The sequence below is a fragment of the Polaromonas sp. genome (assembly GCF_010365105.1).
Taxonomy (GTDB): domain Bacteria; phylum Pseudomonadota; class Gammaproteobacteria; order Burkholderiales; family Burkholderiaceae_C; genus Polaromonas.
The window spans coordinates 1-25,869 of sequence record NZ_JAAFGZ010000020.1; the positions used below are offsets into that span (position 1 = coordinate 1).

28 protein-coding genes are annotated in these 25,869 nt (G+C 57.0%); 11 read left to right on the forward strand and 17 right to left on the reverse strand.

The genetic code is table 11. The annotated features are described in order from the left end of the window. Window positions 1-135: 135 nt before the first annotated feature. The 10 genes from GZ092_RS13810 to GZ092_RS13855 are packed head-to-tail and all read right to left on the reverse strand — an operon-like array spanning window position 136 to window position 9,232. On the reverse strand, window positions 136-1,344 hold the full coding sequence (locus tag GZ092_RS13810) for a glycosyltransferase family 4 protein (RefSeq protein ID WP_293637218.1): 1,209 nt from the start codon (window positions 1,342-1,344) through the stop codon (window positions 136-138). After that, window positions 1,341-2,090: a polysaccharide deacetylase family protein gene (locus GZ092_RS13815; RefSeq protein WP_293637219.1), complete on the reverse strand. Its 750-nt coding sequence runs from the start codon at window positions 2,088-2,090 to the stop codon at window positions 1,341-1,343. The genes GZ092_RS13810 and GZ092_RS13815 overlap by 4 nt, the downstream gene beginning before the upstream one ends. Window positions 2,091-2,112: 22 nt before the next feature. Then, a complete protein-coding gene (gene rng / locus GZ092_RS13820; RefSeq protein WP_293637220.1) occupies window positions 2,113-3,612 on the reverse strand; it encodes a ribonuclease G in 1,500 nt (499 codons plus the stop codon). An 18-nt stretch (window positions 3,613-3,630) separates the two neighbouring features. Next, on the reverse strand, window positions 3,631-4,233 hold the full coding sequence (locus GZ092_RS13825) for a Maf family protein (protein ID WP_293637221.1): 603 nt from the start codon (window positions 4,231-4,233) through the stop codon (window positions 3,631-3,633). Window positions 4,234-4,253: 20 nt separating this feature from the next. After that, on the reverse strand, window positions 4,254-4,721 hold the full coding sequence (gene rlmH / locus GZ092_RS13830; protein WP_293637222.1) for a 23S rRNA (pseudouridine(1915)-N(3))-methyltransferase RlmH: 468 nt from the start codon (window positions 4,719-4,721) through the stop codon (window positions 4,254-4,256). After that, window positions 4,718-5,584 (reverse strand): ribosome silencing factor, encoded by an 867-nt coding sequence (rsfS, locus tag GZ092_RS13835; protein ID WP_293637223.1) that lies wholly within the window; start codon window positions 5,582-5,584, stop codon window positions 4,718-4,720. The genes rlmH and rsfS overlap by 4 nt, the downstream gene beginning before the upstream one ends. Window positions 5,585-5,613: 29 nt before the next feature. After that, the gene (gene nadD, locus GZ092_RS13840; RefSeq protein WP_293637224.1) at window positions 5,614-6,207 is read right to left on the reverse strand and encodes a nicotinate (nicotinamide) nucleotide adenylyltransferase; all 594 of its coding nucleotides are present in this window, start codon (window positions 6,205-6,207) and stop codon (window positions 5,614-5,616) included. Between the two features lie 35 nt (window positions 6,208-6,242). Then, complete coding sequence (gene hemF, locus GZ092_RS13845) at window positions 6,243-7,166, reverse strand: oxygen-dependent coproporphyrinogen oxidase (RefSeq protein WP_293637226.1); 924 nt, start codon at window positions 7,164-7,166, stop codon at window positions 6,243-6,245. Window positions 7,167-7,175: 9 nt separating this feature from the next. Continuing rightward, window positions 7,176-8,468 carry a phosphoribosylamine--glycine ligase gene (gene purD / locus GZ092_RS13850; protein ID WP_293637228.1) on the reverse strand — a complete coding sequence of 431 codons (1,293 nt, stop codon included), beginning with the start codon at window positions 8,466-8,468 and terminating at the stop codon, window positions 7,176-7,178. 38 nt (window positions 8,469-8,506) lie between these two features. Further along, the gene (locus GZ092_RS13855) at window positions 8,507-9,232 is read right to left on the reverse strand and encodes a YebC/PmpR family DNA-binding transcriptional regulator (protein WP_293637230.1); all 726 of its coding nucleotides are present in this window, start codon (window positions 9,230-9,232) and stop codon (window positions 8,507-8,509) included. Between the two features lie 92 nt (window positions 9,233-9,324). On the opposite strand from GZ092_RS13855, the gene GZ092_RS13860 reads away from it, so the two are divergent. From GZ092_RS13860 to GZ092_RS13880, 5 genes are all read left to right on the forward strand, one after another. Beyond that, window positions 9,325-10,842 (forward strand): helicase HerA-like C-terminal domain-containing protein, encoded by a 1,518-nt coding sequence (locus GZ092_RS13860; protein ID WP_293637232.1) that lies wholly within the window; start codon window positions 9,325-9,327, stop codon window positions 10,840-10,842. A gap of 36 nt (window positions 10,843-10,878) precedes the next feature. Continuing rightward, window positions 10,879-11,508 (forward strand): uracil phosphoribosyltransferase, encoded by a 630-nt coding sequence (upp, locus tag GZ092_RS13865; RefSeq protein ID WP_293637234.1) that lies wholly within the window; start codon window positions 10,879-10,881, stop codon window positions 11,506-11,508. A gap of 100 nt (window positions 11,509-11,608) precedes the next feature. After that, window positions 11,609-12,406 (forward strand): leucyl/phenylalanyl-tRNA--protein transferase, encoded by a 798-nt coding sequence (gene aat / locus GZ092_RS13870; RefSeq protein ID WP_293637236.1) that lies wholly within the window; start codon window positions 11,609-11,611, stop codon window positions 12,404-12,406. Then, window positions 12,403-13,161: an arginyltransferase gene (locus tag GZ092_RS13875; protein ID WP_293637238.1), complete on the forward strand. Its 759-nt coding sequence runs from the start codon at window positions 12,403-12,405 to the stop codon at window positions 13,159-13,161. The genes aat and GZ092_RS13875 overlap by 4 nt, the downstream gene beginning before the upstream one ends. Before the next feature lie 93 nt (window positions 13,162-13,254). Beyond that, window positions 13,255-14,034 (forward strand): IclR family transcriptional regulator, encoded by a 780-nt coding sequence (locus GZ092_RS13880; protein ID WP_293637240.1) that lies wholly within the window; start codon window positions 13,255-13,257, stop codon window positions 14,032-14,034. Window positions 14,035-14,166: 132 nt separating this feature from the next. Here the strand turns inward: GZ092_RS13880 and GZ092_RS13885 are convergent, their stop codons facing one another. From GZ092_RS13885 to GZ092_RS13910, 6 genes are all read right to left on the reverse strand, one after another. Continuing rightward, complete coding sequence (locus GZ092_RS13885; protein ID WP_293637343.1) at window positions 14,167-15,255, reverse strand: serine hydrolase; 1,089 nt, start codon at window positions 15,253-15,255, stop codon at window positions 14,167-14,169. Between the two features lie 193 nt (window positions 15,256-15,448). Further along, the gene (locus tag GZ092_RS13890; RefSeq protein WP_293637242.1) at window positions 15,449-16,987 is read right to left on the reverse strand and encodes a 2-isopropylmalate synthase; all 1,539 of its coding nucleotides are present in this window, start codon (window positions 16,985-16,987) and stop codon (window positions 15,449-15,451) included. Window positions 16,988-17,251: 264 nt separating this feature from the next. After that, window positions 17,252-18,064: a CDP-diacylglycerol--serine O-phosphatidyltransferase gene (gene pssA / locus GZ092_RS13895; RefSeq protein WP_293637244.1), complete on the reverse strand. Its 813-nt coding sequence runs from the start codon at window positions 18,062-18,064 to the stop codon at window positions 17,252-17,254. 233 nt (window positions 18,065-18,297) lie between these two features. Next, entirely contained in the window at window positions 18,298-19,314 is a 1,017-nt protein-coding gene (ilvC, locus tag GZ092_RS13900) for a ketol-acid reductoisomerase (protein WP_293637245.1), read from the reverse strand. 66 nt (window positions 19,315-19,380) lie between these two features. Continuing rightward, a complete protein-coding gene (gene ilvN / locus GZ092_RS13905; protein ID WP_011801117.1) occupies window positions 19,381-19,872 on the reverse strand; it encodes an acetolactate synthase small subunit in 492 nt (163 codons plus the stop codon). A gap of 112 nt (window positions 19,873-19,984) precedes the next feature. After that, window positions 19,985-21,763 (reverse strand): acetolactate synthase 3 catalytic subunit, encoded by a 1,779-nt coding sequence (locus GZ092_RS13910; protein ID WP_293637249.1) that lies wholly within the window; start codon window positions 21,761-21,763, stop codon window positions 19,985-19,987. 326 nt (window positions 21,764-22,089) lie between these two features. On the opposite strand from GZ092_RS13910, the gene GZ092_RS13915 reads away from it, so the two are divergent. The 6 genes from GZ092_RS13915 (at window position 22,090) to GZ092_RS13940 (ending at window position 25,505) form a co-directional block, all read left to right on the forward strand. Then, complete coding sequence (locus GZ092_RS13915) at window positions 22,090-22,656, forward strand: RNA polymerase sigma factor (protein ID WP_293637251.1); 567 nt, start codon at window positions 22,090-22,092, stop codon at window positions 22,654-22,656. Next, complete coding sequence (locus GZ092_RS13920) at window positions 22,653-23,099, forward strand: DUF3619 family protein (RefSeq protein WP_293637252.1); 447 nt, start codon at window positions 22,653-22,655, stop codon at window positions 23,097-23,099. The genes GZ092_RS13915 and GZ092_RS13920 overlap by 4 nt, the downstream gene beginning before the upstream one ends. After that, on the forward strand, window positions 23,096-23,821 hold the full coding sequence (locus GZ092_RS13925) for a DUF3106 domain-containing protein (RefSeq protein ID WP_293637253.1): 726 nt from the start codon (window positions 23,096-23,098) through the stop codon (window positions 23,819-23,821). The genes GZ092_RS13920 and GZ092_RS13925 overlap by 4 nt, the downstream gene beginning before the upstream one ends. 91 nt (window positions 23,822-23,912) lie before the next feature. Further along, window positions 23,913-24,455 carry an RDD family protein gene (locus tag GZ092_RS13930; protein ID WP_293637254.1) on the forward strand — a complete coding sequence of 181 codons (543 nt, stop codon included), beginning with the start codon at window positions 23,913-23,915 and terminating at the stop codon, window positions 24,453-24,455. Window positions 24,456-24,483: 28 nt separating this feature from the next. Then, window positions 24,484-24,897, forward strand: coding sequence for a diacylglycerol kinase (locus GZ092_RS13935; RefSeq protein WP_293637255.1), 414 nt, complete (start codon window positions 24,484-24,486; stop codon window positions 24,895-24,897). A 17-nt stretch (window positions 24,898-24,914) separates the two neighbouring features. Beyond that, window positions 24,915-25,505, forward strand: coding sequence for a TIGR00730 family Rossman fold protein (locus GZ092_RS13940; protein ID WP_293637256.1), 591 nt, complete (start codon window positions 24,915-24,917; stop codon window positions 25,503-25,505). A 6-nt stretch (window positions 25,506-25,511) separates the two neighbouring features. Here the strand turns inward: GZ092_RS13940 and GZ092_RS13945 are convergent, their stop codons facing one another. After that, window positions 25,512-25,850, reverse strand: a complete 339-nt coding sequence (locus GZ092_RS13945) for a P-II family nitrogen regulator (RefSeq protein WP_029524602.1) — start codon at window positions 25,848-25,850, stop codon at window positions 25,512-25,514. Between the last annotated feature and the right edge of the window lie 19 nt (window positions 25,851-25,869).

A 25,869-nucleotide genomic window follows, 5' to 3' on the forward strand; every position in this document is an offset into this window, starting at 1 on the left:
TTGACTTTTTCTCTGCTTACCTACCTCGCGACCAATTTTTACACTGGCCACCTTGTCATCAGCAGAGCCGCAAATCATAGCACCATTGCCTGACTTGTGTGATCAAAATCATAGAAATTTCGAAAAAGTAGTAGTTCAGCAGCCTGTTAAGGCTGCTCCTCTTTTAGCAGCATCCACATCGAGATACAACGACTCCTGTTGCAGTGCAAGTCTGCTCCATTGATAACTGCGTGCAAATGCTATTGCGCCTCTGCTCAAATGCTGTGGTTGACTCAGCGCCTGTTTAATAGCTTTTTGTACCTCGGACGGACTCAAAGGATCATCAACAATCAGCGCATTTTCGCCATGCTGGAGAAGTTCTGAGATGCCACAATATCTAGAACTGCTCACCACCACTGGTAGTCCGTAAGACATCGCCTCAAGCACCACCATTGCAAAAGTATCCTCAAGCGTTGGATGGGCAAGGCAGTCAGCAGATTCATAGGCAGGGGCAACATTTTTCAAAGAGCCCAGAAAAAAAACCCGCGATTCCAAATTGAGAGTTTTCACCTGTTCCATGAAAGTGGGCATTTCAGACAGATTTCCCACAACAGCCAAATTGAATCCCGCTGGGCACTGACCGAGTGCCGTCAGCAAGGTTTTTAGTCCTTTTTTCCGGTAATCATTGGCGACAAACAATATGCAATATCCTTCTTGAGGCAAACCCAAGAGTGACCTGGCATTTTTTTTGCCCAGTCGCGTCAGTGGCAAAAGCGGTAAAGTGATTCCGGGTGTGATGACGGAGATCATCCTTGCACAATCAGGATAGGTAGAGTCCATGATCTGCCGAAGGCTTTCAGAGGTGACCACTATTTTTTTGCTGGGACGGGGCGTGAACCGTAAACGCTCTAGCGCTAGATAAGCCAGCAGACGTGGGCTGGTGGCGACCTTGATCCACCTTGAAGCTTTCCGCCAGCCCCGAAGCTCGCGAAAAAGCGTGTATTTCACAGGCAACACATGCACCGTCTGAACGTCACCATGCCATGTGTTCTCGTGAGAATGCACGACATCAAAACCACTGCGAGTTAACCACCACGTGCAGGTGGCAAACCACAACTGATTGATCCACCGGGGTTTTCGCATCGGCATGAAAATCCGGTGATAAGCGACGCCAGGCCAGTTATGGGCTATTTCCTGGGCGAACACATGAATGTCATGCTTGGCAGACAGTTGCTCGACCAATGCAGTCGAGTAGCGCTCAGCGCCACCGCCAGTTGTCGAAAAAGTCCGGTTGAAGACAGCAATTCGCAGCCGTCTCTGTTCGCCGACTGAATCTTCAGCAGAACTTGGCGTTGACGAACTCATTTTTTTCGGCGGTCTTCATAGGCAGTTGCAATCTTGAGCCAGAACACGGGCAGCATCGTCGAACGCAAAACGGGCACCCGAGGCAATTGCAGCATGTCCGTTTGGGCATGACAACGGCTGCGCTGCGTGGTGGTAGCGGTCACAAAACCCAGCGTATCGACCATTCCGATATGTTCTGTTTGGTAACGACCATACGGGTAGCAAAAGTGCGCTACCGGAGTTTTCACGACCGATTCGAGCTCGTTTTTTCCCAGCGTAATTTCAAGCTGGCACTTGTTTTTGTCGCTAACCGTCAGATCGATATGCTGGTGGGTATGCGAGCCTACTTCCTGCCCCGCCGAGACCCATTGACGCAGTTGAGCTTCATTCATCAACGGGGTCTGTGCAATCCCTGTCTTTACATCCCAGACATTGGTTTTTCCAAGCAATCCGCTCACGGCATAGCAAGTTGAGGAAAAACCATGCTTTGTCAGCGAGGGCAAGGCGTTCGACAGGTTGTTCAAGTAGCCGTCATCGAACGTTATTCCTACTACCTTGCCGTTTTTCTGGCCATTCAAATAGGGTTCCAAGGCAGTCATCGACAAACCCTGGTAGCCAAGTCGCTCAAGCCAGGCCATCTGCCTGGCGAAAGCTTCGGGTGCCACATACAGGCTTCGAAAGGGGCTGCCTTTTGGAGGTGCGGCAGCGATCTGGTGGTAAACCAGAATCGGAATGGGCCGGGTGTTTGCGGTGAGTCTCTTGGGCATGCTCAGATCGACTTGGACGGGGTCAAAGCAACACGATGTCGTATTGCTCTTGGGCCATCACCGCTTCAGCCTGCAGGGAAATGGGTTTACAAATAAATTCGCTCAAACTAGCAAGGTGCTGGCTTTCCTCGTCCAGAAATAATTCGATCACTTTTGGAGAAGCCACAATCCTGAATTCCCGTGGATTGAATTGCCGTGCTTCACGCAAAATTTCACGCAGGATATCGTAGGTTACGCTGCGGGCCGTTTTGACAATTCCTTTTCCGCTACAGGCATTGCAAGGTTCGCACAGCTGATGCGCCAATGACTCCCGTGTTCGCTTGCGTGTCATTTCAAGCAATCCCAAGGCTGAAAATCCATTCACCGCAGTTTTGATGCGATCTCTCTCCAGTTGTCTTTTGAACTCAGCCAATACGGCATCACGGTGGTTTTCTTTGCTCATGTCGATGAAATCGACAATCACGATACCGCCCAGATTGCGCAGACGGAGCTGCCTGGCGATGGCTTGGGCAGCCTCCAGATTGGTTTTGTAAATGGTTTCGTCGAAGTTTCGGGCGCCAACGAATCCACCGGTGTTCACATCAACCGTTGTCAACGCTTCCGTTTGGTCAACTACCAGATAGCCACCGGACTTGAGGTCCACCCGACGACCCAGCGCTTTTGCGATTTCCTCGTCGATGTTGAACAAGTCAAAAATAGGCCTTTCACCGCTGTAAAGCTGAAGCTTTGGAAGCGTCGAGGGCATGAACTCCAGGGCAAAAGCTTTGAGTTTTTCAAACTGTTCACGCGAATCGATGCGAATGGTTTGTGTATTTTCCAGCGCCATATCGCGCAACACGCGCTGCAACAGGCTCAAATCCTGATGCAAAACAGACGCTGCCGGCATGCGCAAGGAAGCCTGCTTGATACGAAGCCAGGTTTTTCGCAGGTAAGCAATATCTTCAGCCAGTTCAATGTCAGTGGCATCCTCGCCATTGGTCCGAAGAATAAAACCACCGCCCATGTCGGCGACCAAAGACTGAACCCGCTGACGCAACTCTTCGCGCTGGCGCGGCAGAATTTTTTGCGAGACGCCAATGTGGTTGTCCTGGGGCAGAAAAACCAGCAAACGGCCAGCAATGCTGATCTGCGCCGTCAAGCGTGCGCCTTTGGTGCCCATCGGGTCCTTGAGAACCTGCACCATCAAGGCCTGTCCTTCAAACAACTGCTTCTCAATCGGCTGCAATGCTGAACTTCCCGAGACCACGGCGACGCCACCCGGAAGCGTTTCGGGCTCGGCATGGCGGCTGTTGATACTGCTCATCAAGTCGGCCACATGCAAAAATGCAGCACGGTCCAGGCCGATATCGATAAATGCAGACTGCATTCCCGGCAGCACGCGGACCACCTTGCCAAGATAGACGTTGCCAACCAAGCCGCGCTCAAGCGTCCGCTCCACCTGTAATTCCTGCACAGCGGCATGCTCTACCACTGCAACGCGTGTCTCTTGAGGCGACCAGTTGATCAGAATTTCTTGTTGCATTTTTCTCAGACAGTAAGGCTAAATGGCAAGTCCGGCAGCTCGAAGCAACGAAGCCGTTTCCCACAATGGCAAACCCATGATGCCACTGTAACTGCCGGTGATTCGGGTGATATGCATGGACACCCTGCCCTGTATCGCATAAGCACCCGCCTTGCCCAAAGGTTCACCGGTGGCTGCATAGCGGCTGATTTGGTCGGCAGTCATGGGCTCGAAGCTCACATTTGAACTGCTGAGTGCGCAATAACGCTGCGGGCCTGACTGAATATTCACCGCTGTCAAAACCCGGTGCGTTTTGCCAGAAAGTTCGGACAGCATGCGTTCGGCATGACAGGCGTCGTCGGGCTTGCCGTAAATGGTTCGTCCAAGGGCCACGGTGGTGTCAGCGCACAGGATGGGCGCTGGCGGCAGTTGGCGACGGGCCAGGCGCGCTGAAGCGGCATTGAGTTTGAGGCTAGTTACCCGCTTGACGTAGCGTGCTGGTGCCTCGTTGTCCAGTGCGACCTCCAACGCTTCACTGTCTTCACCGGCATCCGGCAGAAGCAACTCATAGCGAACTCCGAGTTGTTCCAGCAACTGACGCCGCCTTGGACTTTGAGAGGCCAGATAAACAAACTGAACCATACTGGACACGCCTGAAAAAATTATTCACGATGATACGGATGATTGATCGTGATGCTCCAGGCGCGGTAAAGCTGTTCGATCAGCAATACACGCACCATGGCATGCGGCAGCGTCAGGTCCGAGAGACGAATGCGTTGATGGGCTGCCTGCTTGAAGCCGGCGTCCAGTCCATCCGGCCCGCCAATCACGATGGCAATGTCATCTCCGGACAGCTGCCAGGTCTTGAGATTTTCTGCCAGCGCCATGGTGGTCACAGCCGTACCACGCTCATCCAGCGCCACGATCCGGCAGCCTCTGGCAATGGCGCCTTCGATGCGGGTACGCTCTGCCGCAAGCAGGGTTTCCAAAGTTTTGGAGCCACGCGGTTCGGTCTTGACCGCCTTGAGCTCAACTTTCAGTTCAGGCGGAAAGCGTTTGGCGTAGTCGTCGTAAGCCGTCTGGGCCCAATCGGGCACCTTCTGGCCGACGGCGACGATGGTCAGCCTCATTCGCTCCGGGTCGTGGTTTTCTTCGCAGCTGACTTTTTGGCGGCGGGCTTTTTGACAGCCGTCTTGACTGCTGCCTGCTGGGCAGCGACTTTCTTGGCCACAGGAATTTTCACGACAGGTGTCTTGACAACCACCTTTTTGGCAGCTGTCTTGGCCGTCACCGGCTTGGACTCGGCCGGAGCCACTCTGGAGGATGGTTTGCGTGCCTTGATCGGCTTGGCTTCAGGCTCGGCAGCCGGTGCAGTCGCATTGCGCTTGGCCGTCCAGTCGTGCGTCTTTCCAACGCGGCCTACATAAGTGCCGTCATCAGTTCGGGCCAACGTTGCGGCATCGGGCAAGCTTTCTTCACCGATGACTTTTGCTGCCTTTGACGGCTTGGCAGGAGATTTTGACTTGCCGCCGGCCGCCGCAGGCGACCTGGCCGGCTTGACTTCTGCTTTCACCTCAACCTTGGAGGCCTTGGGCAGCGGCGTGGGTGCGCCGAGCTTGAGCTTGATGGGCTTGTCGCCCCAAAGTTCTTCCAGGTTGTAATACTGGCGAATCGTGGGTTGCATGATGTGGGCAACAGCCGCGCCGCAGTCAACAATGATCCACTCACCGTTGTCCTCGCCCTCAATGCGTGGCTTGGCAAAACCGGCGTCCCGCACGGCGTCGCGCACGCTGGCAGCAAGCGCCTTGGTCTGGCGGTTGGACGTTCCCGAGGCAACAATCACGCGCTCAAACAGCGAGGTGATGTGCTCGGTATCAAACACCTGAATGTCTTGCGCCTTGACATCTTCGAGCCCATCAATGATGGCGCGCTGCAGTTTTTGGACATCTTTTTTGCCCTCGGTGCTTGAGGTTTTGACAGTGGTGGGGGTCATGCAATGCTTTGCTTCAATAGGGTGAAAAATTAACCGGGGCCGTACAGTTGATAGTGCGAAATATAACGTGCAACCGCGTCGGGAACTAATTTGATGGCTTCTTCAGCGGTGGCCGCGTCCGAAGCCAGCATCTGGCGAATTTGGGTGGCGCTGACCGGCATCAAGGGCAACTTGAGAATGAAAAACCGGTGGTTGTACGGCGCATAAACATCAAACTCGGTTTGAGTCAGCGCGGATTCTGTGCGATCAGCTATACAAATTATAGCGATTTCAAGAATCTCTCTGCATAGATGCCATTGGCCAAAGGTCGCAAACTGGTCAGCGCCTATGAACAGGTAGAGCTGACACCCTGGATTCTCGGCTTGCAAGGCCTTCAGGGTATCGATGGTAAAGGTAGGTCCCGGACGCTGCAATTCACGTGCATCCACCGTGACGCCCTCAATATTCCCAAACGCCAGCCGGGCCATGGCTAGCCGGTGTTCAGGGGCACTGAGCGCCCTGGCCTTGTGCCAGGCATGGCCAGTCGGGATGACATGCAGCACATCAAGATCGTACTGCTCCAGCGCTGCCCTGGCCAGTGCGACATGGGCATTGTGGGGCGGGTCAAACGCACCGCCAAACACGCCAATGCGTTTGGACTGACCCCCAGCGCTGGTGCTCAAACCCAGTCCCGCCTGACAAGAAACTCTTTGTACAGGCGCTCCTCGGGCGATCCGGCAACATTGGGCCGCTGGTAGGTCCAGCTTGCGAGAGGCGGCATCGACATCAGGATCGATTCAGTACGTCCACCGGACTGAAGGCCAAAATGGGTTCCCCGGTCCCACACCAGGTTGAATTCCACATAGCGACCACGCCGGTACAACTGGAAATCGCGCTCGCGTTGCGTGAAGATGCTGTCCTTGCGACGTTTGATGATCGGCAGATACGCCTGCAGGAACGAATCGCCTACAGCCTGCATCATCGTCAAGCTCTGCGCCAGGCCAAGTTCCTGAAAATCATCGAAGAACACGCCACCGATGCCGCGCTGCTCGTGGCGGTGCTTGAGGAAAAAATACTCGTCGCACCACTGCTTGAAACGTGGATATTTGTCTTCGCCAAACGGTGCCAGCGTGTCTTTGCAAACCTGGTGAAAATGCACCGCGTCTTCATCAAAGCCGTAAAAAGGTGTCAGGTCCATGCCACCGCCAAACCAGCAGACCGGCTCGGCAGCTTCACCGACAGGGGTTGCCGCCAGCATCCTGACATTCATGTGTACCGTCGGCGCGTAGGGGTTGCGGGGGTGGAACACCAGAGAAACACCCATCGCCTCGAACGGTGCGCCTGCCAGCTCGGGTCGATGCTGGGTCGCAGAAGGCGGCAGCCTGGGACCGCGCACATGCGAAAAGCCACAACCGGCACGCTCGAACACCTTGCCCTGCTCCAGGATTTTGGTGATGCCATTGCCCTGAAGCATCTCGCCCGGCTCTTTTTGCCAAGAATCGCTGACAAAGGCGTGGCCGTCGATTTCGGCAACAGCATTGGTGATGCGCTCCTGAAGACCCAGCAAAAAACCGCGAACGGCTGAAAGATCAATGCTGGACATGGCTGGCTTTCAAGACTTGATGGCCCGGTAGCCGATGTCCTTGCGGTACTGCGCGCCATCGAAATCAATGTTTCGTGCGACGTCATAGGCGCGCTGCTGCGCCGCCTTGACAGTGCTGCCGAGCGCCGTCACACACAGCACGCGGCCACCCGAAGTGAGCGTCGCACCGTCCTGGCGCTGCGTTCCTGCATGAAACACCATGGCGTCTTCCGCTGCCACAGGCAGACCGTGGATGACATCGCCCTTGCGCGGGTGCAGCGGATAACCGTGCGCGGCCATCACCACGCCCAACGCCGGACGGCGGTCCCATTCCATTTCCACCTTGTCGAGGGTTCCCGAGGTGGCAGCCATCAAGACCTCGAACAGATCGGTTTTCAGGCGCATCATGATGGACTGGGTTTCCGGGTCGCCCATGCGGCAGTTGAATTCGAGCGTCTTGGGCTTGCCCTGCGCATCAATCATGAGGCCGGCGTATAAAAAACCGGTGAACGGAATGCCGTCTTTTTCCATGCCCCGGATGGTGGGCAAGATGATTTCGCGCATCGCCCTGGCGTGGACATCGGGCGTGACCACCGGGGCTGGCGAATAAGCGCCCATGCCGCCCGTGTTCGGCCCCTGGTCGCCATCGAGCAAACGCTTGTGGTCCTGGCTGGTGGCCATGACGGCCACATTCTTGCCATCGCACATGACGATGAAGCTGGCTTCCTCGCCCTGCAGAAATTCCTCGATGACCACGCGCGCGCCGCCTTCGTTGTGGCTCACGCCCAGCGGATTGAATTCCGGGTCCGGCGCCAGCATGAATTCGATCGCCTCGTGCGCCTCGTGCAGGGTCATGGCCACCACCACGCCCTTGCCGGCAGCCAGGCCGTCAGCCTTGACCACGATCGGCGCGCCTTTTTCATCGACATAGGCATGCGCCGCCACCGCATCGTTGAAGGTTTCGTAGTCGGCGGTTGGAATATGGTGGCGCTTCATGAAGGCCTTGGAAAACGCCTTGGAGCTTTCCAGCTGCGCCGCCGCCTTGGTCGGGCCAAACACCCGCAGACCGTGTGCGCGAAACTCATCAACGATGCCGGCGGCCAGTGGCTGCTCGGGGCCAACAACCGTTAATGCTATTTTTTCTGTAGCAGCCCAAGCCCGCAGGGCGTGCGGATCAGTGATATTTATGTTCTCAAGCCGGGAATCGAGAGCGGTTCCGCCATTTCCCGGCGCCACATACACCGCCTGCACCCTGGGCGACTGTGCCAGTTTCCAGGCCAGCGCATGTTCACGGCCGCCGCCGCCCACGACCAAGACTTTCATGATGAAGCTTTCATTGTTGTTGTGTTTTCTAAAGTGGTTTATTCTGAAAGCTCGGCATTGTGAAAGACTTCCTGCGTGTCGTCCATGTCTTCCAGCACATCCAGCAGTTTTTGCATTTTCTGGGAATCTTCCTCATTCAGCTCAATGGCGTTGTCAGCGCGCATGGTGACTTCTGCCAGTTCGGCGACCAGGCCGGCGGCCTCCAGGGCGCTCTTGACGGTTTCCAGTTCGGTATAGGGCGTCAGCACTTCAATGGCACCGTCCTCGTGCGCAATCACATCGTCGGCTCCCGCTTCCAGGGCGATTTCCATGACATGGTCCTCGTTCGTGCCGGGTGCAAAAATAAGCTGGCCGCAATGCTTGAACTGAAACACCACCGAGCCTTCGGTGCCCATGTTGCCGCCATGCTTGGAAAACGCATGGCGAACTTCGGCTACGGTGCGAACCTTGTTGTCGGTCATGCAGTCCACCAGGATCGCCGCCCCGCCGATGCCGTAGCCTTCATAGCGTACTTCTTCGTAATGAACGCCTTCAAGGTTGCCAGTGGCCTTGTCGATGTTGCGCTTGACCGTGTCGGCCGCCAGATTGGCTGCCTTGGCCTTTTCAACGGCCAGGCGCAGGCGTGGGTTGGTGGCCAGGTCGCCGCCGCCCAGGCGCGCAGCCACCATGATTTCGCGTATCACCCGCGTCCAGACCTTGCCGCGTTTGTCGTCCTGGCGACCCTTGCGGTGTTGAATATTCGCCCATTTACTATGACCAGCCACGGAAAATCCTTCAGCAATTGATTTAATCTACAGCATTCATTTTACTTTTCGCTTGTCCTTCTTCAACGCCGTTTTATCAGGACCTCCACATCATGGCCGAGCCGCTCCTCATTGCGAAAAACTCCCTGACCCCATGCGAGCTGCTGCCGGCACTGGCAAACCGGCATGGCCTGATCACGGGCGCCACCGGAACCGGCAAAACGGTCACCCTGCAGACCCTGGCCGAAAGCTTTTCCAGAATCGGCGTACCGGTCTTCATGGCTGATGTGAAAGGCGATCTGACCGGCATCAGCCAGGCCGGCGTCATCAGTGAAAAATTGGCCTGTATTCTCAAGGAACGTGGTCTGGCATCGCCCGATCCACTGGCTTGCCCGGCCACGCTATGGGATGTGTTCGGCGAGCAGGGCCATCCGGTGCGTGCCACGGTGTCCGACATGGGGCCCCTGCTGCTGGGCCGCATGCTCAACCTGAATGAAACGCAGGCCGGTGTCCTGAACCTGGTCTTCAAGATCGCCGACGACAACAGCCTGCTGCTGCTCGACCTCAAGGATCTGCGCGCCATGCTGCAGTACGTGGGAGACAACGCCAGCCAGTTCACCACCCAGTACGGCAATGTCAGCGCCGCCAGCGTGGGCGCCATCCAGCGCGGGTTGATGCAGATCGAAACCCAGGGCGGCGACAAATTCTTCGGCGAGCCGATGCTCAACATCAGCGACTTCATGCAGACCGACAGCGCCGGGCATGGGGTCATCAACATCCTGGCGGCCGACAAGCTGATGCATTCGCCACGCCTGTACGCAACTTTTCTGCTGTGGATGCTGTCCGAACTGTTCGAGCAGTTGCCCGAAATCGGCGACCCCGACAAGCCCAAGCTGGTGTTCTTTTTTGACGAGGCGCATTTGCTGTTCACCGATGCGCCCAAGGCACTGGTCGAGCGCATTGAGCTGGTGGTGCGGCTGGTTCGTTCCAAAGGCGTGGGTGTCTATTTCGTGACGCAAAACCCGCTGGACATTCCGGATTCGGTGCTGGCGCAATTGGGCAACCGGGTGCAGCATGCCTTGCGCGCCTACACACCGCGCGACCAGAAAGCGGTCAAGGCCACGGCGCAAACCATGCGGCAAAACCCCGGCCTGGACATAGAAACCGCAATCACCGAACTGGCCGTGGGCGAGGCGCTGGTGAGTTTCCTCGACGCCAAGGGCCGGCCCAGCGTCACGGAACGCGCCTTTGTGCTGCCTCCCGGAAGCCAGCTCGGCCCGATTTCGCCGCAGCAGCGCCAGCAGCTCCTTCAAGACTCGCTGGTGGCCGGTGTCTATGAAAAGGAAGTTGACCGCACATCCGCCTACGAGATGCTTCAGGAGCGCGCGGGTGCAGCGGCAAGCCAGCCAGCCGCGTTACCGAATGGCGGAGCGGCTGGCCAGTCGGCTTCGGGCGGCATGCTGGGCGGTCTGAACGACATGCTGTTTGGCCGCACCGGTCCGCGCGGTGCCAAATATGACGGCCTGGCGCAAAGCATGGCCAAGTCTGCCGTCCGCACCATGGGCTCCACTGTCGGACGCGAGATCATCCGTGGCGTACTGGGCAGCCTGTTCGGTGGCAAAAAACGCTGACAATCGGTTCCCGACACCACTAGAAAGCCGTCCTTCATGAGCAATGTTTACCTGATCAACCACCCGCTGGTGCAGCACAAGCTGACGCTGATGCGCCGCAAGAACGCTTCGACCAGCACCTTTCGTACCCTGCTCAGCGAGCTGAGCAACCTGATGGCCTACGAAGTCACCCGGGACATGCCGCTTCAGGACATCGAAGTGGAAACGCCGCTGGAAACCATGACCGGCAAGATCATCGATGGCAAGAAGCTCGTTCTGGTGTCCATACTGCGCGCCGGCAACGGTTTTCTCGATGGTTTCCTGAACGTCGTGCCCGGCGCCCGCGTGGGCCACATCGGCCTGTACCGCGACCCGCAAACCCTGGCGCCGGTCGAGTATTACTTCAAGATGCCGCAGGAAATGGAAGAGCGCGACATCGTCATCGTCGATCCGATGCTGGCCACCGGCAACTCGGCCATCGCGGCAGTGGCCAGGCTCAAGAAGCTCAAACCCAAATCGATCAAGTTTGTCTGCCTGCTGACCTGCCCGGAAGGCGTTGCGGCCCTGCAAAAGGCGCACCCCGACGTGGCGATTTACACCGCAGCGATCGACCGGCAACTCAACGAGCATGGCTACATCCTGCCAGGCCTGGGCGATGCCGGCGACCGTATTTTTGGAACCAAATAAGGCGTTTGCGCTTACAGGTCGTGCATAAGCAGCTAGTTAATTCATAGCATCCAAAAATTGATTTTCAGACGGTTCCCGACCGTTTAACCCGAAGCTATTCATGCCTCTGCCGAAGGGAACTTCCCAAGCCGCCTTGCCTGCGCTGCCATGGCTTGCCGCTGGTGAGGCTTTTCCACCGCTGGAAAAGGCCTGGAGCATGGCCGACCCGGCACCCGGCCTGCTGGCGGCAGGCGAAACACTCGATGCGGCCACCTTGACCCGGGCTTATTCAAGCGGTATTTTTCCCTGGTACAGCCTGGGGCAGCCCGTGCTCTGGTGGAGTCCCGATCCGCGCATGGTGCTGCGAACCGCTGACTTCAGGCTGCACCGGTCGCTGCGCAAACGCATGGTTCATTTCATCAACGATGCCCGCTGTGAAATCAGGTTTGACAGTGCCTTCGAGCGCGTCATCGACGCTTGCGCCAGCCAACCCAGGGCTGGCCAGTCCGGCACCTGGATTGTTTCGGAAATGACGCAGGCTTATGGTGAATTGCACCGCGCAGGCCATGCCCACAGCGTGGAAACCTGGGTGAACGGAGAACTTGTCGGCGGCCTGTACTGCGTCAACCTGGGCACCATGGTTTTTGGCGAATCGATGTTTGCGCACCAGACCGATGCCTCCAAGATCGCCCTCGCCGCGCTGGTGGCCTTTTGCCGCGCCAAGGGCATCACGATGATCGACTGCCAGCAGAACACCGGCCATCTTGCATCACTCGGCGCAGCCGAAATCAGCCGCGCAGAATTTGCCGATCACCTGAGCCACCACGTGGATGGAAATGCGCCCGCATGGCATTTTGATTCCTTATACTGGCAGGAAATCTTGAAAACGACAGCAACCCCGTTGCCCGCAACATCGTGACGCATCTCAAAGACCTGCCGCTACACACCCTGCAGTTCTACGCAACGGCGCCCTACCCCTGCAGCTACCTGCCAGGCCGGCAGGCGCGTTCGCAGGTGGCAACACCCAGCCACCTGATCCACAACGATGCCTATTCAGAACTGGTCACCCAGGGTTTCCGGCGCAGCGGCATGTTCACCTACCGGCCCTACTGCGACGGATGCCAGGCCTGCGTGCCGCTGCGTGTGCCCGTCAACACCTTCGCGCCGGACCGCAGCCAGCGACGCGCCTGGAAGCGGCATCAAGCCCTCAAGGCCAGCAGCCTCAAACTGTGTTTTCTGCCGGAACACTACCAGTTGTACCTGCGTTACCAGAACAGCCGCCATGCCGGCGGCGGCATGGACCATGACAGCATCGACCAGTACACCCAGTTCCTGCTCCAGAGCCGCGTCAATTCAAGGCTGGTGGAGTTTCGCGAGCCCTTGCCCAATGGCGAGGCCGGGGCGCTCAAAATGGTTTCAATTCTGGATGTGCTGGAAGACGGCATTTCAGCGGTCTACACCTTCTATGAACCAGAAGCAGGCGCTGGCTACGGGAACTACAGCGTGCTCTGGCAGATCGAGCAGGCCCGGCAACTCAGCCTGCCGTTCGTCTATCTGGGTTACTGGATCGCCCAAAGCCCCAAGATGAGCTACAAGCTTGGCTTCAGTCCCAACGAAATACTGCTGAACGGCAACTGGATTGATTCACGAACGATCAGCGCCAGCGCCCAATAAGCAAGCCACGCAATTCAGCAGCATAGCCAAGTGCCGCTTCAGTAATGCGCAAGACAATTTCACAAGGTAAAATTTGCGGCAGAAAGCCCGCACATGACAAAACCCGACAGCGATCTTCCCGTCAAACCAACCGTCCAGGTAATCGAGCGCATCTTTACCCTGCTGGACATTCTGGCGCACCATGAAGAAGCGGTTTCCCTCAAGGAAATCAGTGAACAATCCGGCCTTCACCCCTCCACGGCGCACCGCATCTTGAATGATCTGGCCTTGGGCCGCTTTGTGGAAAGGCCGGCAGCAGGAAACTACCGCCTCGGCATGCGACTGCTCGAACTCGGCAACCTGGTCAAGGCGCGCCTCAATGTTCGTGACGCGGCCCTTCTTCCCATGCGCGAACTGCACAAACTGACGCAGCAACCCGTCAACCTGAGCATGCGTCAGGGCGACGAAATCCTGTATGTCGAGCGCACGTACGGCGAACGTTCGGGCATGCAGGTGGTTCGCGCCATCGGCGGCCGGGCACCGCTGCACCTGACCTCGGTCGGCAAACTGTTCCTGGCTTCCGACGATCCCCAGCGCCTGCGCGCCTACGCGACCCGAACGGGTTTGCCCGGGCAAACGCGCAACAGCATCACCGACCTGGCCGTGCTGGAACGCGAACTGTCCAAAGCCCGCCAGTACGGATTTGCGCGCGACAACGAGGAACTGGAACTGGGCGTTCGCTGCATGGCTGCCGGCATTTATGACGACCAGAACAAGCTGGTGGCAGGCTTGTCAATTTCAGCGCCTGCCGACCGGCTGGATGAAAGCTGGCTGCCCAAGCTGCAAGCTACCGCCAACGAGATATCGACTGCGCTGGGCTACACTTCAAGGTAAAAGTGGCATTCACGCTTGCTGTACAAGCACTTGATGCTACAAATACTATAGCGTTTCGCAAAAAAAATCCTGCTACAGTTTTTAGGAAAACATAGATCAGGCCATGATTTCAAGCTTGCCGACCACTGAACCTCAACCGTTGATGTGCTTGTCGGAAGCGCTGATCTTGACCTTTTGATCCACCACCGGGTTGGTTTCAACCCAGCGTCGCACGCGCTCCGCGTCGCCCAGACGGCTCAGCTTGCCGGCCGAATCCAGAAACACCATGATCAGTTTGCGGCCTGCGATTTTGGTTTGCATGACCAGGCACTGGCCGGCTTCATTGATGTAGCCTGTTTTCTGCAGGCCGATGTCCCATTCCGGATTTTTCACCAGTCGGTTGGTGTTGTTGTACTGAAGGGTACGGCTGCCGACCGCCACCTGATATCCCGGAGATGTTGTCAATTCGCGCAGCACCGGGTCACCATGAGCGGCATTGACCAGCGCCGCGAGGTCCTGTGCGCTGGACTGGTTAAGGCTGGAAAGGCCGGTGGGTTCGGCATAGCTGGTGTCGTGCATACCCAGCATTTTTGCCTTGGCGTTCATCAGACTGACAAAAGTGGCTATGCCACCTGGATAAGTACGGCCAAGAGCATGGGCGGCCCGGTTTTCGCTCGACATCAGCGCCAGGTGCAGCATTTCGCCTCGGGACAGCGTGGTGCCGACGCTAAGCCGCGAACGGCTGTGCTTTTCAGTGTCAACGTCATCCTGCGTCACGGTGATCAACTCATCCATTGGAAGCCTGGCCCCGCTGATGATCACGCCGGTCATCAACTTCGTCAAAGACGCAATTGGAAGCACAGCATGTTCATTCTTGCTGAACAACACTTCGCGCGTGTCCTGGTCAATCACCAGCGCCACGCTGGACTTCAGGTCCAGCGGATCGATGGCGCTGTGCAGGCCAGCCATTTGGCCAAATGAAGGAATGGCAGGAATCAGCGCTTGAATAATGGAAGGCCGTTTGGCACGGGCTACCTTGGCGCTGGTTTCAAAACGTACGCTCTTGCGAGCGGATACGATTTTTTTAGAGGCTTTCGATTTTTCGACATGGGGTTTCTTGACAATCGCTCGCTTTGACGACGATTTTGCCGGTGCCGCATGGGCAGTCGGTGCCACCAGAGCAAACGACAAAGCAAAGAATCCCACGATTTTTAGTGCACGACTAAAAAGCTGTTTCGACATGGTGAATATTGCCTGTTTTGGTTGCGATAAAGAAAGAGGTTGAAGTGTATAGAAATAGAAAAAGTCACGCAATATCAGGAGCTTGCGTGACTTTCTTAAATAACTACCAGAATCTCTGACTTCAGCTTTCAAGCCACCCATCAGGCCAGAGCTAAGCCATTGAATCTAAAAGGTATTGTTAAAAACAGATTCACTAGCCCTGCGCTGCAACCCGGTCAGCTTTACTTTGAAGTTTATTCAAAGCACTTAAATAAGCTTTCGCTGACGCCACCACGATATCAGGATCGGACCCCACCCCATTTACAACTCGCCCGCTATTTTGTAAACGCACCGTCACTTCGCCCTGACTTTCGGTCGAGCCGCTGATGGCATTTACCGAGTAAAGCACCATTTCTGCACCACTTTTGACATGGGTCTCAATCGCCTTGAGCGATGCGTCCACCGGTCCGTTTCCATCGGACTGGCCCTTGACCTCTTTTCCTGCGACAGTAAAAACCACGCAAGCCTGGGGCCGCTCGCCGGTTTCGCTGTGCTGCGACAGCGAAACAAAACCATACTGTTCGTTGCTATGGGTAACGCTTTCATCGCTGACCAAGGCAAGAATATCCTCGTCAAAAATTTCGCTCTTGCGGTCTGCAAGGTCCTTGAACTTGATGAAGGCATTGTTGATGTCAGTCTCGCTTTCCATCGCCACACCGAGTTCCTGAAGGCGCTGCTTGAAGGCATTTCGTCCACTCAACTTGCCCAGCACAATTTTGTTGGCCGACCAGCCCACGTCTTCGGCGCGCATGATCTCGTAGGTGTCGCGCGCCTTGAGGACGCCATCCTGGTGAATGCCGGACGCATGGGCAAAAGCGTTGGCGCCCACAACGGCTTTGTTGGGCTGCACCACAAAACCGGTCGTCTGGCTCACCAGTCGGCTGGCCGCCAGTATCTGCTGCGTGTCGATGCCAAGTTCGAGGTCAAAGTAATCCTTGCGTGTTTTCACCGCCATCACCACTTCTTCAAGCGAACAATTGCCTGCGCGTTCGCCCAGGCCGTTGATGGTGCATTCCACCTGCCGGGCGCCGCCGATCTTCACGCCTGCGAGTGAATTGGCAACAGCCATTCCCAAGTCGTTATGGCAGTGAACCGACCAGACCGCCTTGTCACTGTTAGGAATGCGTTCACGCAGGTTCTTGATGAAATTGCCGTACAGTTCGGGGATTGCATAACCCACGGTATCAGGGACATTGATGGTGGTCGCGCCTTCGTTGATAACCGCCTCAATGACGCGGCACAAGAAGTCCGGATCGGAGCGGTAGCCGTCTTCGGGACTGAACTCGATATCGGCCATCAGGTTGCGCGCAAACCGCACCGACAGCTTCGCCTGCTCAAACACCTGGTCGGGTGTCATGCGCAGCTTTTTTTCCATGTGCAGCGCACTGGTCGCCAAAAAGAGATGCAGGCGACCGGCATTCGCCGGCTTCAATGCTTCTGCGGCCCGGGAAATGTCACGGTCGTTGGCGCGTGCCAGCGAGCAGATGATGGAATCCTTGATGACTTCTGCAATCGACTTGACGCATTCAAAGTCGCCGTTTGAGCTGGCTGCAAAGCCGGCTTCGATGACATCAACCTTCAGCCGCTCCAGTTGCCGGGCAATGCGCAGTTTTTCGTCACGGGTCATGGAAGCGCCAGGCGATTGTTCACCGTCGCGCAAGGTGGTGTCGAAAATAATGAGTTTGTCAGTCATGGGAAGTCTCTCGATTTGAAGGGGGTTGGCACAAGGCTGCAAAAGTAAAGCAGGATTGAGGACAGGTATGGGAAGTCGGTCTTCAGGCAGGTTTCAGTCGCATTGAGTTGTCCAGTCATAAAAACCAGCAACCCAAAAAAAACGGCCCGTTGCTGGTGCAAACGGGCCGTCGAATCAGGTGTACGCGTACGCTACCGTCTCCGCCCGTTGGCAGATAGCAGTAGTGCTAGCGAAATTTTTTTCATCCGTTCAATGTACCACAATTCATTTGTGCAGCCCACGTTCGTCAGGCTCGTCGGTCGAGGTTGAAATCACGCTGGTCTGCTGGCCTTTGGCTTTGCGCCAGCCGTACAGAACGTAACCTGACAGACCATAAATCACAAACAGGCCAAAGATGACCGTCGGCGGATCAATGTTGATGATGGCAATGCCAAGTGCGATCAGCACAATAACGACAAATGGAACGCTACGCCTCATCTGGACATCCTTGAAACTGTAAAAAGGCACGTTGGTGACCATGGTCAGGCCGGCATACAGCATCAGGCTAAAGGTGATCCAGCGCACGTCAACTCCCTTGACGCCCAGGTCGTTCATCAGCCAGATATAACCCGCCACCAACGCGGCGGCGGCAGGAGAAGGCAAGCCCTGAAAAAAACGCTTGTCCACCACCGCCGTGTTGACATTGAACCGCGCAAGGCGCAAGGCTGCGCAGGCGCAATACACAAAAGCGCCAATCCAGCCCCAGCGACCGAGGCTGGTCAGTGCCCAGATATAGGCGATCAACGCGGGCGCTGCGCCAAACGACACCATGTCCGACAGCGAATCCATCTGCTCGCCAAAAGCGCTTTGGGTATTGGTCAGGCGTGCAACCCGGCCATCCAGGCTGTCGAGCACCATGGCACAAAACACGCCGATAGCTGCCTGGTCGAACCTTCCATTCATGGCCATGACGATGGCGTAAAACCCGCCAAACAGCGCAGCAAGCGTGAACAGGTTGGGTAATATGTAGATGCCTTTGCGCCGCTTGCGCGCTACGATTTCCGTGGCTGTTGTCAGGTTTTCCTCGCCATCATGCATAAAAAATACTCCTCAGGCACGGCTGGTGTGCGCCAATAGCTATTGAATTCATAGTGCAGCGAGTTAGGGCTTCACACAAGAGATTGCCTTGTAAACAAGCCGGCCCAGCATACCGGTTCAGACAGGCAAGGGCAAAAACCTGCTGTTGAATTGCGGCCATTTTTGCCAGCGCCATTGAAAAAGCCGCGCAAGGGCTTTGCGCGGCTTTTGAAAAACCGTCGTGGTTTAAAAGATCAGTTGCGCGTCTGGTCAACCAACTTGTTCTTGGCAATCCAAGGCATCATGGCGCGGAGTTTTCCACCCACTTGCTCAATTTGATGCTCGGCATTCAAACGGCGGCGGCTGATCAAGGTCGGAGCACCGGCGATGTTTTCCAGCAGGAAGCTCTTGGCGTATTCACCGGTCTGGATGTCTTTGAGCACCGCGCGCATGGCGTTTTTGGTGTCTTCGGTCACGATGCGCGGGCCGGTCACGTACTCGCCATACTCGGCGTTGTTCGAGATCGAATAGTTCATGTTGGCAATGCCGCCTTCGTAGATCAGGTCCACGATCAGCTTGAGTTCGTGCAGGCATTCGAAGTAGGCCATTTCCGGCGCGTAACCGGCTTCCACCAGCGTCTCGAAACCGGCCTTGATGAGTTCTACGGCACCGCCGCAGAGCACAGCTTGCTCACCGAACAGGTCGGTTTCCGTCTCTTCGCGGAAATTGGTTTCAATGATGCCGGCCTTGCCGCCGCCATTGGCCATCGCGTAGCTCAGGGCCAGGTCACGGGCTTTGCCGGACTTGTCCTGATGCACGGCCACCAGGTGGGGTACGCCGCCACCCTGGGTGTAGGTATTGCGCACGGTATGGCCGGGTGCCTTGGGAGCGACCATCCAGACATCAAGGTCGTCGCGCGGAATCACGGCACCGTAATGCACATTGAAACCGTGCGCGAACACCAGCGATGCGCCCTGCTTGATGTTGGGCGCCACATCGTTCTTGTAAACGGCACCGATTTGCTCGTCAGGCAACAGGATCATGACCACATCGGCAGACTTGACCGCATCAGCCACTTCAGCCACCTGCAGACCGGCTTTTTCAACCTTGGGCCACGAAGCGCCACCCTTGCGAAGGCCTACAACCACCTTGACACCGCTGTCATTCAGGTTCTGGGCATGTGCATGGCCCTGGCTGCCGTAACCGATGATGGCGACCGTCTTGCCCTTGATCAGGTTTAAATCACAATCCTTGTCGTAAAAAACTTTCATCTGTCGCTCCTAAATAATCAGCAAAAAAATAACACTGCCAGATCCGATACCCGGATTCCAGCCATATCAGACTCTCAGAATTCGCTCGCCACGGCCGATGCCGCTTGAACCGGTTCTCACCGTCTCCAGAATGGCGCTGCGGTCGATGGCCTCCAGGAACGCATCGTTCTTGGTCTGGTCGCCCGTCAGTTCAATCGTGTAACTTTTCTCGGTCACATCAATGATTCGCCCGCGGAATATATCAGCCATGCGCTTCATCTCTTCGCGCTCCTTGCCGACCGCGCGCACCTTGACCATCATGAGTTCGCGCTCGGTATAGGAGCCTTCAGTCAGGTCAACGACCTTGACCACTTCGATCAGACGGTTCAGGTGCTTGGTGATCTGCTCGATCACGTCGTCAGAACCCGAGGTCTGGATGGTCATGCGCGACAGCGTCGGGTCCTCGGTCGGCGCGACGGTCAGGCTCTCGATGTTGTAGCCGCGCGCTGAAAACAAGCCAACGACACGGGAAAGAGCGCCCGGTTCGTTTTCCAGCAAGACTGCAATGATGTGTTTCATATGAAGATTCCTCTTTTCGCTGCCCTCCCCTGCGCACGGTAATGCGCAGACTCGGCAGTCAATAGATTCGTCAGTTGACGGGGTGAAAAAATAAAGGGAGGGAGCGTTGCGCTCAGAGGTCTTCGGACCCCAGCAGCATTTCCGTAATACCCTTGCCGGCCTTCACCATCGGGAAAACGTTTTCCGTCGGATCGGTACGGAAATCCATGAACACGGTGCGGTCCTTGAGCTTGCGCGCCTCGCGCAGCGCCGGCTCCACATCCTGCGGCTTTTCAATCAGCATGCCGACATGGCCATAGGCTTCGGCGAGTTTGACGAAATTGGGCAGCGCGTCCATGTAGCTGCTGCTGTAGCGGCCGGCGTATTCGATCTCCTGCCACTGGCGCACCATGCCCAGGTAGCGATTGTTGAGCGACACGATCTTGATCGGTGTGTTGTATTGCAGACAGGTCGAAAGCTCCTGAATGCACATCTGAACCGAACCTTCGCCGGTGATGCAGAACACTTCCGAATCCGGCTTGGCCAGCTTGATGCCCATGGCATACGGAATGCCCACGCCCATGGTGCCCAGGCCACCGGAATTGATCCAGCGGCGCGGCTCGTCGAACTTGTAGTACTGGGCTGCCCACATCTGGTGCTGGCCGACGTCGGACGTGATGTAGGTATCGGCATCCTTGGTCATGTTCCAGAGCGTCTCAACCACATACTGCGGCTTGATGACATCGCCGCTGCCCATGCTGTACTTCATGCAATCCCGCGAGCGCCATGCATCAATGGTGCTCCACCAGCCACCCAGCGCATCGGCATCAGGCTTGAGGCCTGACTCGCGGATCATGCCGATCAGTTCGGTCAGTACATCCTTGACATCACCCACAATGGGAATATCGACTTTCACGCGCTTTGAAATACTCGAGGGGTCGATATCGATGTGAATGATCTTGCGTTCGTTCTGGGCAAAATGCTTCGGGTTGCCAATCACGCGGTCGTCAAAACGTGCGCCGACAGCCAGCAACACGTCGCAATTCTGCATCGCATTGTTGGCTTCAAGCGTCCCGTGCATGCCAAGCATGCCCAGAAACTTCTTGTCGCTGGCCGGATAGGCGCCCAGGCCCATCAGCGTGTTGGTGCAGGGATAGCCCAGCATGTCCACCAGGGTGCGCAACTCCTGCGATGCATTGCTGAGCAGCACGCCGCCACCGGTGTAGATATAAGGACGCTTCGCCGCCATCAGCAGGTGCAGAGCCTTGCGGATCTGGCCGGCGTGGCCTTTGCGAACCGGGTTGTAGGAACGCATTTCAACGGTTTTTGGGTATCCGGCGTACAACGTCTTGTTGAACGAGACGTCCTTGGGCACATCGACCACCACCGGGCCGGGGCGACCGGTACGGGCGATGTGAAAAGCCTTTTTCATGGTCTCTGCCATGTCGCGCACATCCTTGACCAGGAAATTGTGCTTGACGATGGGGCGGGTGATGCCCACGGTATCGCATTCCTGGAAGGCATCCAGGCCAATGGCGGCCGTCGGCACCTGGCCGCTGATGATGACCATGGGAATGCTGTCCATGTACGCGGTGGCAATGCCGGTCACGGCGTTGGTCAGGCCCGGTCCGGAGGTGACCAGCGCAACGCCGACATCTCCGGTGGCGCGGGCATAGCCGTCGGCGGCATGGACTGCGGCCTGCTCGTGGCGCACCAGCACATGCTGGATAGTGTCCTGCTTGTAGAAAGCATCGTAAATATGAAGAACTGCGCCGCCCGGATAGCCCCAGATGTGCTTAACACCTTCTGCTTGAAGGGCCTTCACGAGGATTTCAGCGCCTCGCAGTTCTTCAGAATTGGTTTGGGCAGATGCTGCCGCTGCGGAAGCGATTTCCGCCTTTGTGATTTCCATGATGAACCTTTGTGAATTTCTCTAACGAAATACCTAGGGTGCCTCTTGGCCCGCTCTTGTGAAGCCGCGTCGAGACTTGAGGCCAAAACCATAAGCAGAAACATAATCCGCCGAGCCATGACCCGTTTGCCTTTTGATGTGCAGGCAGCATTATGACACTGCGCGCTGCCAGTCTGTTGGCATGCGCCTTCTGCTCCGGGGGACGTCAGGTCTGGGCACGTGCAAACCCAATGCGATAATTTCAAGCTGGGCAGTGGCCTGAAGGCCTTGCAACGACACAACAAGTCCTGAGCACACTCACAACGCTGGACAACCGGGACTCAAAGTTGGCAACCGAACAAGAACTTTCCGACTTTTTGAAAAGCGTTGAAAAACGGGCCTTCAAGCGCAGTATTTACCATGTCCGTGACGAAGAAGCGGCGCTTGACATCGTTCAGGACAGCATGATGAAACTGGCCCAGCACTATGGTGACAAGCCGGCTGCGGAACTGCCCATGCTGTTTCAGCGAATCCTTTCGAACACGACGCTGGACTGGTTCCGGCGCCGCAAGACGCGCAATGCCCTTTTTTCCAACATGAGCGAATTTTCTGCCTCCGGAGACGACGGAGATTTCGATCTTCTGGAAACTTTGGAGAGCCTGACCAACTCTGAAGGTACGGAAAGTGCGCAGGACGCCACTGAGCGGGCTCAGATTTTGCATGCAATAGAAGTTCAGATTCAGGGGTTGCCAGACCGTCAACGGGAAGCCTTTCTGATGCGTTACTGGGAGGAAATGGATGTAGCTGAAACAGCCGCAGCCATGGGTTGCTCGGAAGGCAGCGTCAAAACACACTGTTCCCGTGCAGTTCACGCCCTCAGCAAAGCGCTGAGCGCCAAAGGAATAAAACTATGAAAATTTCGCCCCAGAAAAGGTCGGTCATCCTGGAAGACCGGTTTGGTCTCAAAACCGCGTCCTACCTGTCAGCCGGTACGGCAGGGCTGCCCCATGACATCTCCGAACGGCTGCGGTCGGCCCGCGTCCAGGCGGTATCCAAGCGCAAGATCACCACGACCCAGACAGCCGGCGCCGTGGTTCACTCAGGCGGCAGTGCGGCGTTGACCTGGGGATCCGGAGAAGGCTTGAGCTGGTGGAGCCGGATTGGCTCGGTGCTGCCCTTGATAGCACTGGTCGCGGGTTTGTTGGTTATCAATTCATTTCAAAGTGACAACCGGACCCAGGAACTGGCCGAAGTGGATGCTGCACTGCTGACCGATGACTTGCCACCGGCCGCATTTGCAGACCCGGGTTTTGTCCAGTTTCTCAAAACAGGATCCCAGCCTGCCAGCCCGCAATGACGCGACCGGCTGATTTTTCACTGGCGCGGGCCACCGGCTTTGTTAACCGGCCAACGGCGCACCGCGCGGCGCCCCCGATGCGCTCCATCTTGCCGGGCCTGGCGTTTGCGATCCTGCTGGCCTGGCCACCCGTCGCTTCATCGCAGCTTCAGAGGCAGTCAACTTCATCCAGTGCACAGAGTTCGGGCAAGACCTTGGCAAACGGTCCTGCCTGGTCGCAGTTGACGCCATCGCAGCAGCAGGCCCTGGCGCCGCTGGCGTCAAGCTGGAACACCAGCATGAGCGATGCACAAAAACGCAAGTGGCTGGAAATTTCTAAAAACTATGGCGCACTCACGCCCCAGGCCCAGGCCACGCTGAACAGCCGCATGAATGAATGGGTCGCGCTCAGTCCGCAGCAGCGCGCCCAGGCACGGCTGAATTTTGGCAAGACGCTGGAGTTGTCCCGGCAACTGACGCCAGATGAAAAAAAGGCTAAATGGGAAGCCTATCAGGCCTTGAGTCCTGAAGAAAAACAAAAACTTGCCGCTACGGCCAGCCCGAGGCCAAGCGGTGCAGCCACTGCCCTCAAGCCCGTGGCGACGCAAAAGCTGGCCACTGTTCCTGCACGGGCTGCCAGCCAGCAGGCTTTCAATCCTGCACCTAAAATCAGTCCTCTGCCGGCAGCCCCAGTGTCAGCGTCGACAGCGCTGCCTGCGCCGGCAAACAGCTCGGCGCAATAGCGACAAAGAGCCGGGCAGGAATAGCAGACGTTCTTTGTCGTTCAAGTTGGCGCAGCGGCTTCCTGTACGCATTCATTATTAAGTTGTTCCCTTGATTGCAAAAGATATACAAATACCATCGATTCCGAGGCGCATGGCCTGCTGGATGTACGAAGGCTTGCTCATGTTCGGCGTGGTGTTCATCGCCGGCTACCTGTTCGGCACCCTGAGCCAGACGCGCAATGCGCTGGACAACCGTCATGCACTGCAAGCTTTCGTGTTTGTTGTTTTTGCCGTTTACTTTGTCTGGTTCTGGTCCAAGGGCCAGACACTCGCCATGAAAACCTGGCATATACGCGTGGTCGATGTGAATGGCCAGCCGATTTCCCAGCAACGCGCCCTGCTACGCTACCTGTTCAGCTGGATGTGGTTTCTGCCGCCCTTGGCAGCAAGCTGGCTGCTGGGGCTGTCGGCTGCCGAAGGCGCCGTTCTGAGCATGGGCTGGGTGGCCATCTGGGCCATCCTGGCGCGCTTTCATCCGCAGCGGCAGTTTTGGCACGACGCCTGGGCAGGCACCCGGCTGATCACCTCGATTACCCCGCCCAAGGCAAAACGTCCGGCATCTGCCAAGGCGGCGGTTTCAACGCCCTCCTGAAAGCCTTTCGTCATGCTGCGCCGCGAGAATGATCGTCATGCCTGAACCAGTTCCATTTACCTCACCCGCCAACGCCCAGAAAAACCGCCGTGGCCTGAGCCGCATCTGGCATGCCGCCGGTTACTCCCTGGCCGGCTTGCGCGTCGGGTGGAACGAAACGGCTTTCCGTCAGGAGGCGCTGGCTTCGCTGGTGCTGGTGCCAGCAGCATTCTGGCTGGGCCGAAGCTGGATGGAAACCGTGCTGCTCGCAGGAACCGTCATGCTGGTGCTGATTGTCGAATTGCTCAACACCGGCATCGAAGCGGCCATCGACCGCATTGGACCGGAGTGGCATGAACTTTCCAAACGAGCCAAGGACACGGGCAGTGCCGCAGTTCTGCTCTGCCTGCTGCTTTGCGCAGGCACCTGGACGCTGGCGCTGATTGACCGGCTTGGCACATGAATCCTGAAACAGTCAGCATGAACAACCCTTCTTTTTCCTTGTGCGTGTACTGCGGGTCGCGCCCCGGCAACAACCCAGAATTTGCTGCGCTGGCGCGGCAGGTCGGCACCTGGATTGGCCGGCATGGCGGCCAGCTGGTGTATGGCGGCGGCCACAATGGCCTGATGGGCATCATGGCCGACGCAGCGCTCGCGGCTGGCGCCCGGGTGATTGGCGTGATTCCGAAAGCTCTTGTCGAAAAGGAATGGGCGCACACCGGTTGCACCGAACTGCATGTCGTGGAAAACATGCATGAGCGCAAACGCATCATGGCCGAGCATGCCGACGCCTTTCTGGCGCTGCCCGGCGGTATCGGCACGCTGGAAGAATTCTTTGAGGTCTGGACCTGGCGCCAGCTTGGCTACCACGACAAGCCGGTCGGCTTGCTCAACCTGGGCGGCTTTTACGACAGCATGCTCGCGTTTCTCGGATCAGCGGTCAGCAGCGGCTTCATGAATGAATGGCAGATGGGGCTGATACGCACCGGCAGCGATGCCGAACTGCTCATGGCCGAACTGGTGCAGGCGGCCGGTACGGCGTTGCCGACGGTGCGGCTGGACCAGATCTGAGCCGGCTTAGATTGCCGCTTCGTCTTCTTCGCCGGTACGGATGCGCAACACGCGCTCGACGCTGGTGACAAAAATCTTGCCGTCGCCGATCTTGCCGGTGCGCGCCGCGCGCACGATGGCTTCAACACAGCGGTCCACATCGTCGGTCTTGACGACCACTTCGACCTTGACCTTGGGCAGGAAATCGACCACATACTCGGCGCCCCGGTACAGCTCGGTGTGCCCTTTCTGACGGCCAAAGCCCTTGACTTCGGTGACGGTCAGGCCGGTCACGCCGCATTCTGCCAGGGCTTCGCGGACTTCTTCGAGTTTGAATGGCTTGAGGATGGCGGTAATTTGTTTCACGAAAAGTCTCTCTGTGGGT

Bases quoted from the DNA above. Each gene is read 5' to 3' on its own strand.
- GZ092_RS13810 (WP_293637218.1), bottom strand. From the start codon at position 1,344: ATGAGTTCGTCAACGCCAAGTTCTGCTGAAGATTCAGTCGGCGAACAG.
- GZ092_RS13815 (WP_293637219.1), bottom strand. From the start codon at position 2,090: ATGCCCAAGAGACTCACCGCAAACACCCGGCCCATTCCGATTCTGGTT.
- rng (WP_293637220.1), bottom strand. From the start codon at position 3,612: ATGCAACAAGAAATTCTGATCAACTGGTCGCCTCAAGAGACACGCGTT.
- GZ092_RS13825 (WP_293637221.1), bottom strand. From the start codon at position 4,233: ATGGTTCAGTTTGTTTATCTGGCCTCTCAAAGTCCAAGGCGGCGTCAG.
- rlmH (WP_293637222.1), bottom strand. From the start codon at position 4,721: ATGAGGCTGACCATCGTCGCCGTCGGCCAGAAGGTGCCCGATTGGGCC.
- rsfS (WP_293637223.1), bottom strand. From the start codon at position 5,584: ATGACCCCCACCACTGTCAAAACCTCAAGCACCGAGGGCAAAAAAGAT.
- hemF (WP_293637226.1), bottom strand. From the start codon at position 7,166: ATGTCCAGCATTGATCTTTCAGCCGTTCGCGGTTTTTTGCTGGGTCTT.
- purD (WP_293637228.1), bottom strand. From the start codon at position 8,468: ATGAAAGTCTTGGTCGTGGGCGGCGGCGGCCGTGAACATGCGCTGGCC.
- GZ092_RS13860 (WP_293637232.1), top strand. From the start codon at position 9,325: ATGGCCGAGCCGCTCCTCATTGCGAAAAACTCCCTGACCCCATGCGAG.
- upp (WP_293637234.1), top strand. From the start codon at position 10,879: ATGAGCAATGTTTACCTGATCAACCACCCGCTGGTGCAGCACAAGCTG.
- aat (WP_293637236.1), top strand. From the start codon at position 11,609: ATGCCTCTGCCGAAGGGAACTTCCCAAGCCGCCTTGCCTGCGCTGCCA.
- GZ092_RS13880 (WP_293637240.1), top strand. From the start codon at position 13,255: ATGACAAAACCCGACAGCGATCTTCCCGTCAAACCAACCGTCCAGGTA.
- GZ092_RS13885 (WP_293637343.1), bottom strand. From the start codon at position 15,255: ATGTCGAAACAGCTTTTTAGTCGTGCACTAAAAATCGTGGGATTCTTT.
- GZ092_RS13890 (WP_293637242.1), bottom strand. From the start codon at position 16,987: ATGACTGACAAACTCATTATTTTCGACACCACCTTGCGCGACGGTGAA.
- pssA (WP_293637244.1), bottom strand. From the start codon at position 18,064: ATGCATGATGGCGAGGAAAACCTGACAACAGCCACGGAAATCGTAGCG.
- ilvC (WP_293637245.1), bottom strand. From the start codon at position 19,314: ATGAAAGTTTTTTACGACAAGGATTGTGATTTAAACCTGATCAAGGGC.
- ilvN (WP_011801117.1), bottom strand. From the start codon at position 19,872: ATGAAACACATCATTGCAGTCTTGCTGGAAAACGAACCGGGCGCTCTT.
- GZ092_RS13910 (WP_293637249.1), bottom strand. From the start codon at position 21,763: ATGGAAATCACAAAGGCGGAAATCGCTTCCGCAGCGGCAGCATCTGCC.
- GZ092_RS13920 (WP_293637252.1), top strand. From the start codon at position 22,653: ATGAAAATTTCGCCCCAGAAAAGGTCGGTCATCCTGGAAGACCGGTTT.
- GZ092_RS13925 (WP_293637253.1), top strand. From the start codon at position 23,096: ATGACGCGACCGGCTGATTTTTCACTGGCGCGGGCCACCGGCTTTGTT.
- GZ092_RS13935 (WP_293637255.1), top strand. From the start codon at position 24,484: ATGATCGTCATGCCTGAACCAGTTCCATTTACCTCACCCGCCAACGCC.
- GZ092_RS13940 (WP_293637256.1), top strand. From the start codon at position 24,915: ATGAACAACCCTTCTTTTTCCTTGTGCGTGTACTGCGGGTCGCGCCCC.